Below are 19,266 nucleotides of genomic sequence, written 5' to 3'. Positions count from 1 at the left end.
CGGAGCAGCCGCTCGACTAATCGTCTTTTCGCTATTAGAGGCAAGCATGTCAGACAAGCCAATGCATATGGGACCTACCATCATCACCGCTGCAGTCACGGGATCTATTCATACACCGTCACTGTCACCATATCTGCCATACAAGGTCGAGGACATTGCTGCGCATGCTATTCAGGCTGCGGAAGCTGGCGCGGCCATCATCCATCTTCATGTCAGGGATCCCCTGAATGGTCAGCCGTCATCGAGCCCCGTTCTTTTCCGCAGTGTCGTCGAGCAAATAGCGTCAGCCACCGACGCTGTCATCAACGTGACGACTGGAGGCAGTTCGTCCATGTCGATCGATGAACGCCTCGCCGCACCGCTCCAGCTTAATCCGGAGATGTGCTCGTTGAACATGGGGTCAATGAATTTTGGCATGTTCCCGCTGGCCGAGCGTCGCAACGAGTGGCAATTCGATTGGGAAAAGCCGTTCCTTGAAGCGTCACGACAGACAATATTCAAGAACACATTCGCTGATATTGAGGAGATCCTGTCCGTCATTGGCACTCAGCGAGGAGCTCGCTTTGAGCTTGAATGTTATGACGTCGGGCATATTCAAACTGTCGCGCATTACCGGTCCCGCGGACTGCTAACCGGTCCGATCTTCCTGCAGTTTGTGCTCGGCATTCTCGGCGGAATTGATGCCGCACCGGAACAACTGCTCCATATGAAGCAAACTGCGGATCGACTTCTTGGGCGAGACTACGAATTCTCGGTACTTGCCGGCGGTCGGCACCAGATACCGCTTGGAACGATGGGCGTGCTACTCGGGGGCAATGTTCGTGTAGGGTTAGAGGACAGCCTGACAATAGGCCGCGGCAAACTTGCGCAAAGTAGTGCGGAGCAGGTGTCCAAGATTCGACGCATCATTGAAGAACTCGGTAAGGAAGTAGCGACCCCGGACCAGGTTCGAGCGCGCCTGGAGCTCAAGGGCAGGGGGCAGGTAAGTTTTTGAGCGTCTACGGCCGCAAGGTGCGCAATCGCATGGCCCCAGCCTGGCTGGTTGGGGCCATGTGTGAATCCTCCACAAACTGGAGGCCGCCACAAGGTCAACAGGTTCGGAAGCGACAGCGCTCGCCGAACGGCCAACGCCGCAAGGCCCCGTAGCGCCTGTGCAACACGGGTTGCCTGCTGCTCAACGGGTTGCCTTGGCTTTCTGCCGCTTTACGGGCGGTTCATCATGTGCTCCGCCGTTATGCCTTCCACGCCTGCTTTCGATGGATTCCGCCATTCCAAGAAGATGGCGATGCATCAACGAGTGCACATGCTCAACATCCCCACGGCGGAACATTTCGATCAATTCCTCGTGTTCCATGATCACCTTCAGCGACGAGTCCTCGTCGTCGAACGTGAGCAAATCTTCAATCATCTCCCTCTCCGCCCTGCAAAGGAACAGGCCGACGAATCGAAGCAACGGATTGGGACAATGTCTGGCTATGATTTCGTGGAAATCTATTTCGGCGTTCTTATGTGCGCGCCGGTCGAGTTGACCCCTGAGTCCCGCACGGCAGAGTTCAACCGTATGCTCAAGGGACTGCAGGACGTCCGGTGTCACACATTCACACGATGAACGCGCAATTTCAGGTTCGATACTTTCCCGGGCGTCGTAAATGTGTTGCCATGTGAGATTGCGGAAATAGAGATAAGTTTGCAGTCCCTGTAACACGGTGTCCGTGGGTATATCAGCAAGACTGACGCCGCCGTTTTTCCCGGGCGTAACTTCGACGAGGCCGTGACTTTCCAGAATCGCGAGCGCTTCCCGTACCGTGGCTCTTGCCGAGCCGTAAGTCGCCATCAGGTCTTTCTCGCTCGGCAGCCGATCGCCTGGACTCAGATTATCGCGGATAATCATTGCCCTGATGTCCTCTGCGATGTAACGCGCCTGTCGCATCGCAGTCCGCCCCGATCTTGCAGTAATACTTTTGGGCAGGACGACGCGGGACTGCTCCGTGGTTGCCGAGCGTGAGGCCGACTGGGCCAAGCTTGCCGAGGAGCGTGTTGTAGTTCGTCTAATCATCTTTGACATGTGGTGACTCTCGGACCCGAATGGTCTCGCCGCAGCTTGTGCCGCCTTGACACAGGAACAACGCCGGCGCGAGAAGGAAACGCTCGAATGACATCAATTGTAATCTATGCAATCAAACGAACGTGCCGCTCAACAGGACGCTTGCCGCTGCCGCGATGGGGAATCCCCGGCGGACGGAGAGATTTCCCGGTCCTCGCGAAGCGGATGGTGCGACCGACCTGATCAGTTTGCCGTCGGTGTGAGCTTTACTTCGTTCACGACAAACGTGCCGGCCGCGCTTGCAAGCAGCCGTCCAGACTCGTCGACCACCTCGGCGGCAGCGAAAGCGAGGCGGCGCCCCAACTGGGTCACCGAGCCGCTGGCCAAGACGGTCGAGCCGTTAGCCTCCTGAGCTCCCAGGAAGCGAACCGACATCTCGACGGTCGCAGATACTTGCGTGGCGCCAAGAGCCGAGTCCACTGCCAGCGCCATTGCGCAATCGAGTATCGTGGCGAGCGCGCCGCCATGCAGCTTTCCGGTGGGATTACCTGCAAACGACGATGCCGGCATCGATAACAGAACGGATCCAGAGCTCGCTTGAACGACCGAGATCTTCAGCGTCTCGTAGATCGGAGACACCCATCCACCACGGGTCTGCAGGCGCTGTAACCATTCGGCCGTTCCTTCGTTGGATAGCCGGGTGACCATATCAAGTGTCATACCATCCTCCAGGTGAGCGCAAAGGGTCTGATGCACTCCAAAAATTGATTTTGGCAAATCAGAGAAATCATTATAATGTTTTGCATTAATGATGTCGAAGGCCGCGTCGGCGTCAGGCTCCAGCTGCGCGGCCGCGGTCCGGGCAGGATGCTTAACGAAACTAGGGGATGCTTGACCCCGATATGTTGAAGAGCGTGACGATCAGCGGACCGGGGCTGGCGCTCTCGAGACGGCGTTAGCGATTCTTCCTGATCTGGCGAGTGAGAGCATCAGCGCCTTGCACGACGCCGGAAAATAAATACCAATATGGATCCTGCATGCGAGCGCTAGCGTTCGGAAATAGTGGTGGTCTGGCCGTTCGGTCGCGCAGTTGTGGGCCCGGTACGCCTTACACCCAGTGATGCAGTCGATGATGTGGTGAAAGCGGGAAACGCGGGGCTTCGCTGGTCAGAGCTATCGTGTCGCGATCGTGCAAGGATCCATTTTGAAGTTGTGGACCAGGTTGACGCGCTCCAGCCAGTCCGCGTCGACAAATACACTCAAGGCGGGAAAGACAAGCCGACAGGCAATCGGGCCTTTGCAGTCCTTTTAGAGGAACCAATGTCAACAATTGCATCTTACTTGCAGGAACGCCGTATATTTCCGGTTGCCACGGAGGTCACGTCGCAGGCCAACGTGTCCGGCATGGACGCCTACAAGGCGCTGTGCGCCGAAGCCGAACGCGATTACGAAGGCTTCTGGGCGCGCCTCGCGCGCGAAACCCTGAACTGGCAAAAGCCCTTCACGAAGGTGCTCGACGAATCGAAGGCGCCGTTCTACACGTGGTTCGAAGACGGCGAACTCAATGCCTCGTACAACAGCCTCGACCGCCACGTCGAAGCGGGGCAATGGCGAGCGCGTCGCGATCGTCTTCGAAGCCGACGACGGCACCGTCACGAACGTCACCTACAAGGACCTGCTCGCGCGCGTGTCGCGCTTCGCCAATGCGCTGCAGAAACGCGGCGTGAAGAAGGGCGATCGCGTGGTCATCTACATGCCGATGTCGGTGGAAGGCGTGGTCGCCATGCAGGCTTGCGCGCGCATCGGCGCGACGCACTCGGTCGTGTTCGGCGGCTTCTCGTCGAAGTCGCTCAACGAACGCATGGTCGACGTGGGCGCGGTCGCGCTCATCACCGCCGACGAACAGATGCGCGGCGGCAAGGCGCTGCCGCTGAAGAACATCGCTGACGAAGCGCTCGCCATGGGCGGCTGCGAGGCGGTGCACAGCGTGATCGTCTACAAGCGCACGGGCGGCAAGGTCGCCTGGCACGAAGGCCGCGACCAGTGGATGCACGAACTTTCGGCGGCCGAGAGCGATACGTGCGCGCCGGTGCCGGTGGGCGCGGAACACCCGCTCTTCATCCTCTACACGTCGGGCTCGACGGGCAAACCGAAGGGCGTGCAGCACAGCACGGGCGGCTACCTGTTGTGGGCCGCGCAAACGATGAAGTGGACCTTCGATCACAAGCCCTCGGACGTGTTCTGGTGCACGGCCGACATCGGCTGGATCACGGGCCACAGCTATATCGCCTATGGTCCGCTCACGATCGGCGCAACCCAGGTCGTGTTCGAAGGCGTGCCCACGTACCCGAACGCGGGCCGCTTCTGGGACATGATCGCCAAACACAACGTCACGGTGTTCTACACCGCGCCCACGGCGGTCCGTTCGCTCATCAAGGCATCCGAAGCCGACGCGAGGGTGCATCCGAAGAGCTACGACCTTTCTTCGCTGCGCATTCTCGGCACGGTCGGCGAGCCAATCAATCCCGAAGCGTGGATGTGGTACTACGAAAACGTGGGCGGCAAGCGCTGCCCGATCGTCGACACGTGGTGGCAGACCGAAACCGGCGGCCACATGATCACGCCGCTGCCGGCCGCGACGCCGCTCGTGCCGGGTTCGTGCACGCTGCCGCTGCCGGGCATCATGGCCGCGATCGTCGACGAAACCGGCCAGGACGTGCCGAACGGGCAGGGCGGCGTTCTCGTCGTGAAGCGTCCGTGGCCCGCGATGATCCGCAACGTCTGGGGACAACCCGAGCGCTACAAGTCGGGCTACTTCCCCGAGGAACTGGGCGGCAAGCTGTATCTGGCCGGCGACGGCAGCGTGCGCGACAAGGACACGGGCTACTTCACGATCATGGGCCGTATCGACGACGTGCTGAACGTCTCGGGCCACCGCCTCGGCACGATGGAGATCGAGTCGGCGCTGGTGGCGAACCCGCTCGTGGCCGAAGCCGCCGTGGTGGGCCGCCCCGACGACACCACCGGCGAAGCCGTGGTGGCGTTCGTGGTGCTCAAGGCCACGCGTCCGCAGGGCGACGAGGCCGTGAAGCTCGCCAACGATCTGCGCGCCTGGGTGGGCAAGGAGATCGGGCCGATCGCCAAGCCCCGCGACATCCGCTTCGGCGAGAACCTGCCGAAGACGCGCTCGGGCAAGATCATGCGCCGTCTGCTGCGCTCGCTCGCGAAGGGCGAGGCGATCACGCAGGACGTGTCGACGCTTGAGAACCCCACGATTCTTGATCAGCTTAGCGAGACGCGATAGCTCAATCTGGATCGCATCCGGAAGCCGAAAAACCGAAGAAAACTCACCCGTCATGGAGACCCGCAATGGCAATCGACGCAATTGTCGCAAATATGGATGACGTCTGGTCGACAATGGACGATAGCCCGGATAGTGAAGCGGGTCGCGAACAGCGCACGGCGCTTAAACAGTTGCTTCAGCGCATCAGGGATGACGGATATCCGCTGCTATTGATGAGCAATCTAAGCGCCGAGTATTTAAATCGTGCCATTGGCTCCGCGCTCGGACAGGACGGAGTGACGTACTTTTCCGCGATCCTTTCGTCGCAGGAATTCACTGATCGTTATGCCATTGCGCTGCACACGCTCGAGACTGCTCCCCATCGCGTCATCGCCCTGGGGAGCAGTGGCAAGGAATTGCAGGAAGCGCGGACGTTTGGCATCGCCCGGTGGATTCATCTCAATGAGGCACTGAGCCAATTGCCTTTGTAGAGAGGGGCTGGCCGACATTCCCGTTAGATGGCACCGGAACCGAGGGCACCGCGCAGTGTAAAACCCGGCAAGTATCAAGCGGACAGTGTTCGGGTCGCTTTGTGATGCGCTTGCGAGCAGGGACGTTCAGCGTAGATAGTTTTTCATGAATGTCCACAGTTCCGGGATGTCCGAAGTTGCGGCGTTAAAGCGGAACCACGCTGACGCCGGTTCTCCCGAGCGGAAATACGACCCCGGTGCGAGCCAGATTCCCTTGGCAAGCGCTTCATTCGTCACCGCCATGCTGTTTTCTGGACGAATCGGTAACTTTGCCCATAGGAACAGACCAGCCTTTGGCATGTGGAAAATCTCCAGACCAGAATTGGTCATCGATTCGGCTACGCGCATGTGAGCATTAAAGAGCCGTTCGCGGATATGCGCGATATGGCGGTCATAATGCCCATCGATTAGCACATTTGCCACCGCGCGTTCTGTGACTTCCGATGAGGTAAGTCCAACTGCCATCTTGGTCAACGCAAATCGTGAAATGAGGTCTCGGCATGCCGCAATATAACCAACGCGCACTGCAGGCGTGATGGTCTTGGAGAAGCCTGAGAGATAGATGACATTCTTCAACCCTTCCATTGCAGCGAGGCACGGCGCTCGAGTAGGTGCCAACTCTCTGGAGATATCATCTTCCACAACCCAAAGACCTTCTCTATCTGCAATTTGAAGCAGCCGAAATGCAGAAGAAACAGAAAGCGAGGCACCTGAGGGGTTCTGTAGCACGGTGTTGATAAACATGCCCTTAGGGCGGTGTTTACGGACGATCTCTTCTAGTTGTGCGATGTCGATGCCATCAGGTGTGCGCGGGACGCTCACGACATTGGTGAAGGTTACCTTGAGAATCTGGAGGAGATTGCAGTAGCACGGGTCCTCCACAATCACGGTGTCGCCCGGTTGCAATAGAGTTCGGACGACGAGGTCTAGTGCCTGTGTGACGCCTTGCGTGAGCAGAATGTCCGAGCTGCCAACAGACAGGGAGTATCGGCGCAAGCCGCTCGCGATGAACTCGCGCAGCGCCGCCAGGCCGTATGGATGGCCATATCCTCCGATTCGCGCGCCCGGAACGCGACTTACGACGCGCAATGCGTGTTGAATGCCGCTCTCGTTTACCCAGTCATTTTGGAATCCAGCCACACCCGGCCTTGATTGGTACGGAGTGGTCTGCAAAACATCTGATAGCAGCCATGATGCGTTCAAACTCGGCCCACTCCACGCGGGCGCATCTGGCGTGTGAGCCTCAGGCGTTGCCACGCGATATCCAGCGCCAGGTCGGGCAACAACCAGGCCAAGCGAAACGAGCCGTTGATACGCTTCCGAAACCGTGTACGTACTAAGGGAGTGCGTCTTCGCGAAATTGCGTACCGAGGGCAGTTTTGTGCCAGCGGGATAGGTGCCGTGACTTAATTCCTGTTCGATTGACGCGACAATCTGATCAACCAGAGTGCCTTCGCTTTTTCGCACTCGCGAGAGGTTCAGCTTGAACATTTCAATACAGTCTGAGGGAAAAAATCAATCCGGTTTGGTGGTTTGATTTGTGCTGTCCAGTGATTGTACCGCGCGACGTAGGTAGAGTAGGTGCCATCTTCACGGAGACACACATGAGCACTTCTAACATACCTGACCTTTCTAACTTCTGGATGCCGTTCACCGCGAACCGTCAATTCAAGGTGGCGCCGCGTCTTTTCAAGTCGGCCAAGGGCATGTACTACACGACGGTCGATGACCGCCCCGTATTGGACGCAACTGCAGGTCTATGGTGTGTGAATGCCGGACACGGTCGCTCGGAAATTACGGAGGCGGTCGCCCAGCAACTCGCGACGATGGATTACGCGCCGACGTTCCAGATGGGCCATCCGCTCGCATTCGAGGCAGCGACGAAAGTAGCGGAGTTCATGCCGGCGGGTCTCGACCGCATCTTCTTCACGAATTCAGGTTCGGAATCGGTCGATACGGCCCTGAAGATTGCACTGGCCTATCATCGGGCACGCGGCGAAGGCCAGCGAACGCGTTTCATCGGCCGGGAGCGCGGCTATCACGGTGTAGGCTTTGGTGGCATCTCTGTTGGCGGTATTCTTGCGAACCGGAAGACGTTCTCGGGCAACCTGATGCCGCACGTCGACCATCTGCCGCATACACTGAACATCGCGGAGGCTGCTTTCACGCGCGGCCAGCCAACGTGGGGCGCCCACCTCGCGGACGAACTCGAACGCCTCGTGGCGTTGCACGACGCATCGACCATTGCGGCGGTTATCGTGGAGCCGCTCGCAGGTTCGACGGGCGTGCTTGTGCCACCGAAGGGGTACCTTGAGCGGCTGCGTGAGCTGTGCACGAAACACGGCATCCTGCTGATTTTCGACGAGGTCATCACCGGCTTCGGCCGACTCGGCGCGCCGACGGCGAGCGAGTACTTTGGTGTAACGCCGGACATCCTCACGATGGCGAAGGCTATCAACAATGCGGCGGTTCCATTGGGCGCGGTGGCGGCTAGTCGCCTGGTGCACGACGCGGTCGTCAACGCGGGGGGCGAAAATGCCATTGAATTTTTTCACGGCTACACCTATACGGCGCATCCGGCAGCTGTCGCGGCGGCAATTGCGACCTTTGACATATATAAGCGCGACCGCCTCTTCAACCGGGCGCGCGAGCTCTCTGGCGTCTTCGAGGATGCTGCACACGAGTTGAGTACTTCCCCGCACGTGAAGGACATCCGCAATCTTGGCCTCGTTGCTGGTATTGAACTCGAATCGCGGCCTGGTGCAGTGGGCGCCCGTGCATACGAAGTCTTCCTGAAATGTTTCGAGGCCGGCGTGCTCGTGCGCTACACAGGGGACATCCTTGCATTCTCGCCGCCGCTGATTATCGACGAAGAGAAGATTACCCAGATTTTCTCGACGGTTCGTGACGCCCTGCGCAGCGTGGCCTGAAATCTCAGGTCTTGCAGAAATTGACCAGACAGCCTTGGAGTATGAAAATGAATGTTGTCAACGAGAGCGCAAGACTCGCCGTGAAGTAGGTCAGCCACTTCATCAACGGTCGGATAGTTGAGCCGTCGAGCGGGCAGTTTAAGGACGTGTTCAACCCCGCGACCGGTGAGGTGACCGGTTCAGTCGCGCTTGCTTCGGTAGTGGAAGTTGAACAGGCGGTGCAGGAGGCTAGGGCGGCCTTCCCGGGCTGGAGCGAAACGGCTGCGCTAAAACGCGCACGTGTCCTGTTCAAGTTCAAGGAGTTGCTGGACAGGCACCACAACGAACTCGCGATGCTCATCACGCGCGAACACGGCAAGGTGTTCACTGACGCCCACGGCGAGGTGGTGCGAGGCATCGAAGTTGTGGAATTGCCTGCGGGTATTCCCAACCTGCTCAAAACCGATTTCACCGACCAGATCGGTACTGGCATCGACAACTGGAACCTGCGCCAGCCACTGGGTGTGGTAGCCGGCATCACGCCGTTCAATTTCCCTGTAATGGTGCCGATGTGGATGTTCCCCGTCGCATTGGCCTGCGGAAACACGTTTGTTCTCAAGCCGTCCGAGCGCGATCCGTCGGCGTCGTTGCGTCTCGCCGAATTGCTGAAGGAAGCTGGTCTGCCCGACGGCGTCTTCAACGTCGTCAACGGAGACAAGGTGGCAGTTGACGCACTCATCGAACATCCCGATGTCGCTGCGCTGTCGTTCGTCGGCTCGACCCCGATTGCGGAATATATCCATACCGAAGCTTCGCGCCGCGGCAAGCGCGTCCAGGCACTCGGCGGTGCCAAGAATCACCTCGTCGTAATGCCGGACGCCGACCTCGACCAAGCCGTGGACGCCTTGATTGGTGCTGCATATGGCTCGGCAGGTGAACGTTGCATGGCCATTTCGGTCGCGGTTGCTGTTGGCAGCACCGCTGACGCGCTCATCGAGAAGTTGGTTCCGCGCGTCAAGTCACTGGTCATCAAAAACGGCGAAAACCTCGATGCGGAAATGGGGCCACTGGTGACTGCCGAGCATAAGGCGAAGGTGGCGGGATACATCGCTTCGGGCGAATTGGAGGGGGCAAAACTCATCGTTGATGGGCGCGACCATCTGGTGTGCTCGGAGCCTGGCTATTTTCTTGGCGGCACGCTGTTCGACGGCGTTCATACGAGCATGAAGATCTACAAGGAGGAGATCTTTGGCCCGGTTCTCGGCGTGATCCGTGTGCCGGACTTCGCTACGGCGGTCAAGCTCACCAATGCACATGAGTTCGCAAACGGTGTCTCGCTATACACCACGGATGGTGGAGTTGCTCGAGCGTTTGCCCGGCAGATCAAGGTGGGCATGGTCGGGGTGAACGTGCCGATTCCGGTGCCGATGGCATGGCATTCGTTTGGCGGTTGGAAACGCTCGCTGTTCGGCGATCATCATGCATACGGCGAGGAAGGTGTGCGGTTCTACACGCGTTACAAGAGCGTTATGCAGCGTTGGCCGGACAGCATTGTCAAGGGTGCCGAGTTCACGATGCCTGTCGCTAAGTAATGCTCCAGCCGCTGCGCCGGTTGCCGGGGCCGCGGTGACTGGCGGTGGTTATACAGGGGGCAGTCTCCGGCCACGAGAGAGCTTCGCGCCGTCGACCCGAACCTCACGCATTCTTAATGTCGTGAAAGTAAGGACGATGGCGCATTTTTTGGTCGGACCGATAGGCTCGGTGCAGATTCCCAAAACCATCAGACTCCTTCTCCGGTCGAACCGCTATCAGGAAGACGCCTGACTCGACCGGGCACGCGCTGCTGTGATGGAAAAGCGTCGACGGACGCAAAGAGAACATCCCGCCTTGGCGTGCCGAGTGGTGCGACGACAGCCATCTCGATTTGCCGTCGGTGTGAGCCTTGCCTCATTCACGACCAACGTGGCGCCCGCGCGTGCGAGCCGCCTTCCAGATTCATCGGCTACCTCAGCAGCAGCGAAAGCGAGGTGACGCCCCAACTGGATCACCGAGTCGCTGGGCAATACGCTCAACCCGTCAGACCATTCGACGGTTCCTTCGTCAGATTGCCGGTGACCAAATCGCAAGTCATACCACCTTCCCCTAAGCGTAAAGGGCCGACGCCCTCCACCATTTCAAATTAATTTTGACAAAACAGGGAAATCATTATAATGATTACATGACTGTGTCTCTGGTGTCGTGTTCGGAGGGGCGCAACGCGCGCAAAGTCCCCGGCTACAGCGCCTCTGATCCAGAGGATCACCTGGGTGCCAGATTTCTCGGTGATGCTGCTGCTGTTTGACAGGATTCCCTGGCGGGTGCCAGGGGGTTATGACGTACGCTCTCTGAGCGTTCTAAGTATTGATCGCAAAAGGCGATCGATCGATTACAAAATAGGAGATGCTCGACAGATATATTTAGGTATACGTAATATTCAATGAAAAAAATAGTAAATTCGAAAGAAACGTTACCAGATGGTAAGCAGGTTTGGAGAATACGATGAAAGCACGCAACGTACTCGCAGCATCCGTCTTGTCGGCATGTGTCGTTCCCGCAATGGCTGAAAGCTCGGTAACGCTCTACGGCGTGATCGACGAAGGCTTCGACTTCACCAATAACGTGGGAGGCAGCAAGGTCTACGAGCTCCAGAGCGGCTATGTTCAAGGCAGCCGCTGGGGCCTTAAGGGTGCAGAGGATCTCGGCGGCGGTCTGAAGGCAGTTTTCCAGATCGAGAGCGGCTTCGATGTGAACAACGGAAAACACGCTCAGGGCGGCTTGATGTTCGGGCGGCAGGCCTACGTTGGCGTCACCAGTGACACATATGGCAAGGTCACACTGGGTCGTCAATACGATTCGCTGGTCGACTTTCTCGCTCAGACCACCGCCAACGGCAACTGGGCGGGCTACCTCTTTTCCCACCCGTATGACAACGACAACACGGATAACACGTTTCGCGTAAACAATACCGTGAAGTACACCAGTCCGTCGCTCGCCGGCTTCCAGTTCGGCGGTACGTACAGCTTTAGCAACGACACAAATTTTGCCAATAATAGACAATACAGCGTTGGGGCGCAGTACACGAATGGCGCCTTGTTGATCGCGGCATCGTACCTGCAGGCCAACAACCCGTCTTCAACGACCACGGGCGCGATCAACAACGGCGGCGACGAAAATTTCCTGGGCGAGCGCCTGCGCATCTTCGGTGCAGGAATTAACTATACGATCGGGTCGGCGACATTGGGCTTCGCATATACGAACACCGATGTCGCGCAACCGCTCAGCACCAGCTATGTGGGCGCGATCACACCGCCAGCCGGCTCGACCCTGTCCTCGCTGCGCTTCCAGAACTTCGAACTGAACGGGAAATATCAGTTCACCCCGGCGTTCTTTGTCGGCGCGATGTACACCTATACGCGGGCCGATTTCAATGCGACCACCGGTAAGCTGCATCCCAACTACCAGTCGATTGGGTTGATGGCTGACTACAACCTGTCGAAGCGTACGGATCTGTACCTGCAGGGTGCATACCAGCACGTTGGAGGCGACAAGACTCAGACGGTGCTCGACGCTGCCTATGTTCCGGGTGCGGAAGGCGTTTCATCGAGCTCGAATCAGTTCGTAATCCGGGCGGCAATGCGGCACAAGTTCTGAGTGCGTCGGAAGACCGGCAAGAAGTAGGTGGTGCGAGTCCATTGCGATGAAGGAATAGCGATCCTCGCACGATTTTGACGCAGTTCTGTGGATGATCGTCAACGACGAGCGATGGCATCGACTGCCGCCAAGCTTTGGGCCGCCGCGGACGGCATACCTGAAGTGGTTGCGTAGCGAATGATGGACACAATCCTTGCAATTCTCTCCGCGGAGGGGGGATGGCGTGGGCATGCGCGAAAGCGCATCGAACAACGGTAATTGTTAATTGTAATTCCGAGACTCAGTCTTTCATGCCAGCGTGGCTTCGCGGCGGTTTGTGACAGATCTCCGCCGCGAGGCTGCACCGAAAGACACGCGCGTCGGCTGCTGTTGCGCTCGCGGGAGACGATCGTGCGAGCCACGCGTCGCCGCCGGCCCACAAGTACGGCGTGGATGTCGCAGAAGGGTAGGGTTCTGGTCCGAAAGGCGCATCACGAAGGGACGACATCACGACGTCGTGAAAGGCGTGATGACAAGCCAGCGCGGTCCCGGGAAGCAGCGGCCCCGTCGGCGAGCTACGCACTCGATCTGTTGCCGTGGCCGATGGTCGATTCGAAGTTCGGCCCCGTCGAGCCGAAGCCGCTGTCACGCATCGCGACGATCTCGGGCGCGAACCTTAACAAAGGAGGGGGACGTTTATGGGGATTGTGGGAATGTCGTTGAGACGTATGGTGGAGGATTGGTTGGCGCCCGACCCGAAGAGAGGATTTCGAGTTAGCCATTACGGACGATCAAGTGCGGGACGTTACGTTTGCGTTGTTGCAGACAACGGAGGCGGGCCAAAGGCGATGTTCTTTTTTCGACACCGAAGCGGAAAATGGTGCATTTTCCCACCCGATGCGGAGCGGCCTGCGATGCGCGTCGCCGAGATTTCGTATACGAGAGACCGAGGATGAGGCCAAGCGCCAGGCTGAGTATTCGGAGCGCAGTCGTCAGCGTGTTCTGCGCGGGGCGTTTTTACGCGGCGTGCAGTGAAAAGTGGGCGTGGGTGTTTAGCATACCGGGGTAATTATGGGCGTATCAAAAATCCTGTTCACGAACTGTTTGGATCCGCGCCGACTCGGCTTTCTGGCGGGAGACCAATGATAGTAAGTGCGAAACGTTGAGCACGAGTTTCGATGTGTCGGCGGAGGCTGCCAAATGGGTCTGGGAGATCTGCGTCGTCGCAACGAACTCAAATCTGCACGAGATTGAGCAGATGTATGGCGAGTCACCCGGCACTGTCCGTGCGACATGTCGTACACGAGCGGGCCCGGAAGTTCTGGCGATCAAGGAGCGCCAACGTCGCAACAACCGGTGCGTATACCGGCCGAAGTGCTGCTTGAAGAGCGGCCGCATTTTCTGCCGCTGCGGCGCCGTATGTGGGACGATCAATCCGAACGGGAGCGACGCCGCATCAGCAACCGAAACGAGCGTCACGCTACTCGATACCGCACACGCATGTGCGACGCGCGCTCACGGTTCGTGCGGACCAGCATCAGGTACGCATCCTCGATGGCGCCGGTGTCGTTGCCGAGCATGCTCGCAGTCACGACCGCGGCGCGCAGATCGAGATCGCAACGCACATCGATGCGCTGGTGGAGCACAAACGTGAGGCCGGCCACCACCGCGGCCTGGACCATCTCGCGCACGTCGCGCCGGCTGTCCGGACACTGATGCTGCACGCGGCCGAACGCGGCAGCAATCCGGGCAACATTGCCGCGCAGGTGCTACGTCAGGTCGAGCGTTATGGGCGCCGCCCAACTGCAGGCCGCGATCGAGGAAACCCTCGCGAGCGGCGCCGCGGCGCACCAGAACCCCGGTGCGCCTAGCACTGGAGCGAGATCGCCGACGCGTCATGGGTCGAGCCGTTGCGGCAGTGGGAAGAACAGCAACGCGCGCGCCGTTCACTGGAGCGGCGTATCCGCGACGCCCGCCTGTGCAACCGATTTACCGACGCCGTTCAACCCGATCAGCACGACGTTGGACTTCAAGCCGCTGGCAGACTTCGACTGGGCATGGCCCAAACGTATTGACGGCGGAGCGCTCGAGGAACTGATGGGGCTCGAGTTCGTCAGGGAGAACGTCACGCCGTTCTTCGTGTTCCCGCCGGAGATACGCCGCGTCGTCTACACCACAAATGCCATCGAGAGTTTGAACATGCAGTTGCGCAAGATCATCAAGACTCGCGGGCACTTCCCCAACGATGAGGCCGCCATCAAACTGCTCTGGCTGGCGCTACGCAATGTGCTGGCAAAGTCCGTACGGGCAGCAACGTTTGACTGGAAGTCCGCGATGAACCAGTTTGCTATCCTGTTTGGCGAGCGCTTTACGCTCGCGCGTGGATTAGATTTTTTAAACGCCTCGCACACGAAAATGCGGACAGGCTCGCTGGCGGCCTCGCTTGCCAGGCTTCAGCGCTCTCCATCCGCCTTCCCGCGACAGCTTCATCCATTTGCTCACCGCTCGCAGGCTGACACCGTAGATGTTCGCCGCCGCAATCTGCGTCATCCCGCCGCGCACCGCTTGCACGACCATCTTCCTCACGTGCGCCTGCGTGGCTCCATCCAACTTTCGGGCATCGTTTTTTCTCTTCATGCTCGCATAACGCATCACGCACTGTTTGGTGCACACGTCAGTAACTCAACCTTGCGCCGCCGTCTGGTGTCGGATTTACGCCGCCGCCAATACCAGACCTTCGCCGACGACGCGACGCTCACGGCCGTACTTCTTGATCGGGTACTTCGCACGCACACGTCGTACCGATCTCCGGCGACTCGTATAGGCTGAAAGAAAAACGTCAGGCGGCGTGATCAACCGCATTCCGCTACCGCACATCAACGACGTGGCCGACATCAAACGCAAACGCAACTCGAACGAGGAAACACCCAGCTAATAACCGCAGGAGCAGGTGTACCAAACTACGATTCCGTTTGCGTCTGAAGCTGTATCAACTTGAGATTGCGTTCGACAGAGTCGATAAGGACGGCACTACACAAACGTCACAAACCCGACTACTGTGCAGGATGTTGGCTTTGTAGTGTTCGTGACAAAAATAATAGCCACTGGATTGCCATCGCGCTTCATCAAACTCTGTCGCGCGCGCGTGAAAACCTGCATCTTTATATTGGCACGATCGTTGCGAACCTTTGCCGCTGTAATGTCGAAGCTACCTCTTGGTAATCTGCCGAGAGATCCTCGATCGGTCTGCTTTTCAAAGCACTAGCACGCTTGCGTGATGCGATATCGAGCTGCCAAACATCCGGGGACGGGGAAGTCTTTCAGTTTAGCTGCGGCGGGTGGGATTGGAATGATCACCTAATACGGTGGATGCCGTGAAGATCTTTTGAATATTTGCTTTATAAGTGAAACACCGCGCGCGCTGAGCGCGCTGAATTCAGCGCGTCCGGACGGTGGTTTGCGATTACATGGTGGCATCCAAAATGACTGAGTGGCTACGAGGCGGTCTTTAACGAACGGTGGCTCGCAGCATTTTCGGGCCGCTCGGAGAGGGCACGGCGGTGCTTGCCAGAAAGAACGATTCACTCGGAGGCACGGTGGTTGAGAAACGCAAAGTTGCTGCAGCAGCAAGATTTGGAAGCGATCATCCACAAGATCAGCAAGGATCAGAGCGTAGCTGTCGACGCCTTGTTGTTCTTTGAGAGCATACCGATTTTGGTTGGGTGCGCGACTGCGTAATTGCTCGGTCCGTTCGACTACCAAGACGGTATGGCGAAGCACAGCGTTCAGGGAGGCGGAAATTTGACAGTGTGGCCAACAGAAAGAGATGGTGGCTCCGAGTCGGTGATATTTTTTCAAGTCAACAAGGAGCCGATATGAAACTATTCTACAAGGTAGTGGACGTCTTCACCTTCCGACGTTATTTTGGCAACCCAGTTGCCGTCTTGCTAAATGCCGAGGGGCTGGCAGCCGACGAAATGCAACGCATCGCGAACTGGACCAATCTTTCCGAAACCACATTCGTACTTCCCCCCGAGACGGCGGAGGCGGACTACACCTTGCGTATATTTTCGCCGCGTAGTGAGCTTGCGTTTGCTGGACATCCGACGCTAGGTAGTGCCCACGCCATCCTGGAAGCTGGGCTGGCCACGTCGCGTCCAGGCGGTGGGTTGATTCAGCAATGCGATGCCGGCCTCATCCAATTGTCCGTCGGAAAGCGAGAAGCAGTGCCTGAGTTGTATTTCAGCCTTCCCCCAGCACAGTTTCAACCGCTGGGGGAAGCAGATCTGACAGAGCTTGCACTGATTCTTGGCCGCAAAGTAGAGATTGAGTCCGCGCCTGCAATCGTTAATGTTGGCTTGAATTGGATTGTCGCACAGTTGAACGACGCGACTTCCGTCATCGACCTGCGGCCGGATTTCGCGAGGCTTGCGGCACTGGAGCACCGTCTCGGCGTGGCGGGGTTGACTGTATTCGGAACCCACAAGCATGGAGAGGCCGCAATCGAAGTGCGCGCATTCGCGCCGTCCTCTGGTGTACTGGAGGATCCGGTGTGCGGAAGCGGCAACGGCAGTGTGGCAGCATTCCAGTGGGAACGCGGTTTGTTACCCTCGGAAGGCGTAGACTATGTTGCCGCGCAGGGGCGATGCGTCGGTCGAGAAGGACGTGTCAGGGTGAGCGTGGATGTGAGGGGGAATATACGCGTTGGCGGCGCGTGCGTTACTTGTCTAGATGGCTGGCTGATGCGCTAGTAGCGCGGATTCGGAATTGGGTGAGCTATAAACCGATATGGCATACGTCTAAACGGATGTCTGCCAATCGAGCAATTTCAAGCGGTATGTCGGATGATGGGGTGCACGGGTTACCGCTCCACGATAGGGGGGACGATTGCACGATATCATGCTGGCTGCGGTAGAGAGGTAAGCGATGCATGACGGTCGTCCATGAATAGGATCACCAGCCCAGCTATTCGACGCCGATCAAATCAAACTTTGGGCACCCAACTAGGCGACGTATTGAGCGGGTGTGGGAATAGCGGGCCGTCCAAGCGGCCGAACTTCCGATGGAGTTCAAGTGACAGTTTGCGAAGCAAACCTCCGAACCTGTGGAGCGGGCGCCTCGATCGCCCCGCAGATCGACATCAACGCCAATCATGGGTCAAGTGGTGTCGTCGATATTTCCACAATGCTTGCGGTTTTGAGGTTTTCAATGATATCGCGAAACCCCCGCCTTCTGACGCGCCGGAATGGGCTCCGTCGATTGACGGCGGAATTCTGTGAGGTCGATTTTGACCGCGTGTGTCAGTGCATCAGTGATGAGGGATCGCCGTCGATATTGCGCTTACTGATACGTGAAGTTTCGGGTACGCCGGGGTGACGATTGATCATCGATCCTCTGCCGAAACCGCGCCTTCCGGATCGGGGCGATCGTGACTGAATTGGGCGGCGGATTTCAGGGCGCTGACAGCGACGTCAAAGCGGTTCGCCACTGATTATATCGCGGGTTTTCTGAGTCGGCTTACGCAGCATTCGCTGAAACGTATCGATCGTAGAACGTGACGATATGCGATCGAGTATTCCTTGATCAGAGGGAAGAACGAAGACATCAATGATCAATATCGCCAGATCAATGAGAATCTGCTGCCCTATCTGGTACCGACGCTCAAGGTACTAATCACGCGTGGGAAGCTTCCGCCCGTCAGTGAAACCCATGCATTGGGGCAGATAATATTCGACATATGCCAATGCTGTTCATTTGTCTGATCTCGAGTGACACGGTTATCTGAACAGGATCATCAACAAGTGCTCCGTCGTTAATGTTTCATATGCTATCGGTGCCGAAGTTGAGACCGCAAAATCTGCAGCGAAGGCTCGCATTCTTGGGGCTGTCCGGCTTCGCGAACGCAGCCGGCGGAATCAAGTACGGGCCGGGATCTGGGCGTGCGTTTTTATACGATGGAGGAGTTCTGTGAGCGCGGTCTCAAACCTGTCATGCAGGAAGCGATCGAGCGTGTGACCGACGGTACGGACAGCGTCTACTGTACTTTCGACACGGATGTGCTCGACCATGCTGCCGCACTTGCAACGCAGTTTCCGGCGCGCCAGGATTACCTGCGTACGACGCGATGAGGCTCGTGCAAGGCTTCGCGCAAGCCGGCGCTGGTGCGTTTATGGCGCGACGATCTGGATGAGAGGTTCTCATCTTGATTGCTGCGCGGCATGCGTTCGACATCACGGAATACGCACCTCTGATCGACGCGAATTGGAGTACCGGGAGCCTCCTTCCAACCCCGATGCATCGTCGTCGGTGCGAGTTGAGAGACTCCCATGATGTTCGGGGTTTTTGCTGATCTGCAACGCGCCCCTCGGATGGATTTTGGGTGGGAGCGCCATCGAGTACCTTTTCAATTACGGAAGCCGAGGGTTTTCTCAAGGTGAAATTGGTTTGCCCACGATCAAGCTCTACCACGGCATTCTATCCTATCCTGTGCTTGGCGGTAGTGGGTTCATCCGCTCATATTTGCTTCTGCAAGACTCCGACGTGTATCGAAAGAAGCCAAGTATCGTGCGTTGATACAGACGATCGCGTGGGGAATTTTATAAGATAAAGCAGATCGTAGAGTTTTTTCATAGTCAATCATGGTCTGGTGTCGATTATCAACTGATTTTTTTCGAACGAATGAGGTTGGTTCGATAGTGCATGGCATGTCTTGTGGTGGTGTTCGAAATGAGAGCGTCGGTGACTGGAGATGAGATCTAGGACTTTAAATGGCTGACGAAGTCGCGTCGACTCGTTCATGCTCGATTCTGCGAATTTATTGGGGAGTTCACG

General features: G+C 57.8%; 9 protein-coding genes and 5 pseudogenes. 11 read left to right on the top strand and 3 right to left on the bottom strand.

The genetic code is table 11. From position 1 onward, the window contains the following. Positions 1-46 precede the first annotated feature (46 nt). On the top strand, positions 47-994 hold the full coding sequence (locus AABE10_RS29970; protein ID WP_342936774.1) for a 3-keto-5-aminohexanoate cleavage protein: 948 nt from the start codon (positions 47-49) through the stop codon (positions 992-994). Between the two features lie 180 nt (positions 995-1,174). Here the strand turns inward: AABE10_RS29970 and AABE10_RS29965 are convergent, their stop codons facing one another. Both AABE10_RS29965 and AABE10_RS29960 read right to left on the bottom strand, forming a co-directional pair. Beyond that, complete coding sequence (locus tag AABE10_RS29965) at positions 1,175-1,930, bottom strand: FadR/GntR family transcriptional regulator (protein WP_342936797.1); 756 nt, start codon at positions 1,928-1,930, stop codon at positions 1,175-1,177. Positions 1,931-2,287: 357 nt separating this feature from the next. After that, positions 2,288-2,764 carry a PaaI family thioesterase gene (locus tag AABE10_RS29960; RefSeq protein WP_342936773.1) on the bottom strand — a complete coding sequence of 159 codons (477 nt, stop codon included), beginning with the start codon at positions 2,762-2,764 and terminating at the stop codon, positions 2,288-2,290. 600 nt (positions 2,765-3,364) lie between these two features. On the opposite strand from AABE10_RS29960, the pseudogene acs reads away from it, so the two are divergent. Both acs and AABE10_RS29950 read left to right on the top strand, forming a co-directional pair. After that, positions 3,365-5,348 (top strand): annotated as a pseudogene (gene acs / locus AABE10_RS29955) (acetate--CoA ligase). 65 nt (positions 5,349-5,413) lie between these two features. Further along, a complete protein-coding gene (locus tag AABE10_RS29950) occupies positions 5,414-5,818 on the top strand; it encodes a hypothetical protein (RefSeq protein WP_342936772.1) in 405 nt (134 codons plus the stop codon). Positions 5,819-5,944: 126 nt separating this feature from the next. On the opposite strand, the pseudogene AABE10_RS29945 reads toward AABE10_RS29950, so the two are convergent. Continuing rightward, positions 5,945-7,348: pseudogene (locus AABE10_RS29945) on the bottom strand (PLP-dependent aminotransferase family protein). A gap of 113 nt (positions 7,349-7,461) precedes the next feature. Here AABE10_RS29945 and AABE10_RS29940 point away from each other — a divergent pair. From AABE10_RS29940 to AABE10_RS29895, 8 genes and pseudogenes are all read left to right on the top strand, one after another. Further along, positions 7,462-8,787 carry an aspartate aminotransferase family protein gene (locus AABE10_RS29940; protein WP_342936771.1) on the top strand — a complete coding sequence of 442 codons (1,326 nt, stop codon included), beginning with the start codon at positions 7,462-7,464 and terminating at the stop codon, positions 8,785-8,787. Between the two features lie 101 nt (positions 8,788-8,888). Next, positions 8,889-10,358, top strand: a complete 1,470-nt coding sequence (locus AABE10_RS29935; RefSeq protein WP_342936796.1) for a CoA-acylating methylmalonate-semialdehyde dehydrogenase — start codon at positions 8,889-8,891, stop codon at positions 10,356-10,358. Positions 10,359-11,304: 946 nt separating this feature from the next. Beyond that, positions 11,305-12,456: a porin gene (locus AABE10_RS29930; protein ID WP_342936770.1), complete on the top strand. Its 1,152-nt coding sequence runs from the start codon at positions 11,305-11,307 to the stop codon at positions 12,454-12,456. A 1,338-nt stretch (positions 12,457-13,794) separates the two neighbouring features. Further along, positions 13,795-14,306: pseudogene (locus AABE10_RS36505) on the top strand (Mu transposase domain-containing protein); the annotation flags it as partial. A gap of 247 nt (positions 14,307-14,553) precedes the next feature. Then, positions 14,554-14,808: pseudogene (locus tag AABE10_RS29915) on the top strand (transposase); the annotation flags it as partial. Positions 14,809-15,189: 381 nt separating this feature from the next. Continuing rightward, a pseudogene (locus tag AABE10_RS29905) lies at positions 15,190-15,287 on the top strand (ATP-binding protein); the annotation flags it as partial. A gap of 1,023 nt (positions 15,288-16,310) precedes the next feature. After that, complete coding sequence (locus tag AABE10_RS29900; RefSeq protein WP_342936769.1) at positions 16,311-17,186, top strand: PhzF family phenazine biosynthesis protein; 876 nt, start codon at positions 16,311-16,313, stop codon at positions 17,184-17,186. A gap of 1,104 nt (positions 17,187-18,290) precedes the next feature. Next, entirely contained in the window at positions 18,291-18,563 is a 273-nt protein-coding gene (locus AABE10_RS29895; RefSeq protein ID WP_342936794.1) for an arginase family protein, read from the top strand. Positions 18,564-19,266: the final 703 nt, after the last annotated feature.

Source organism: Paraburkholderia diazotrophica (assembly GCF_038900755.1).
In the GTDB taxonomy this organism is placed as follows: Bacteria; Pseudomonadota; Gammaproteobacteria; order Burkholderiales; family Burkholderiaceae; genus Paraburkholderia; species Paraburkholderia diazotrophica_A.
The sequence above is the reverse complement of the archived record's forward strand: the minus strand, read 5'-3'. Positions and strand labels throughout refer to the sequence as shown.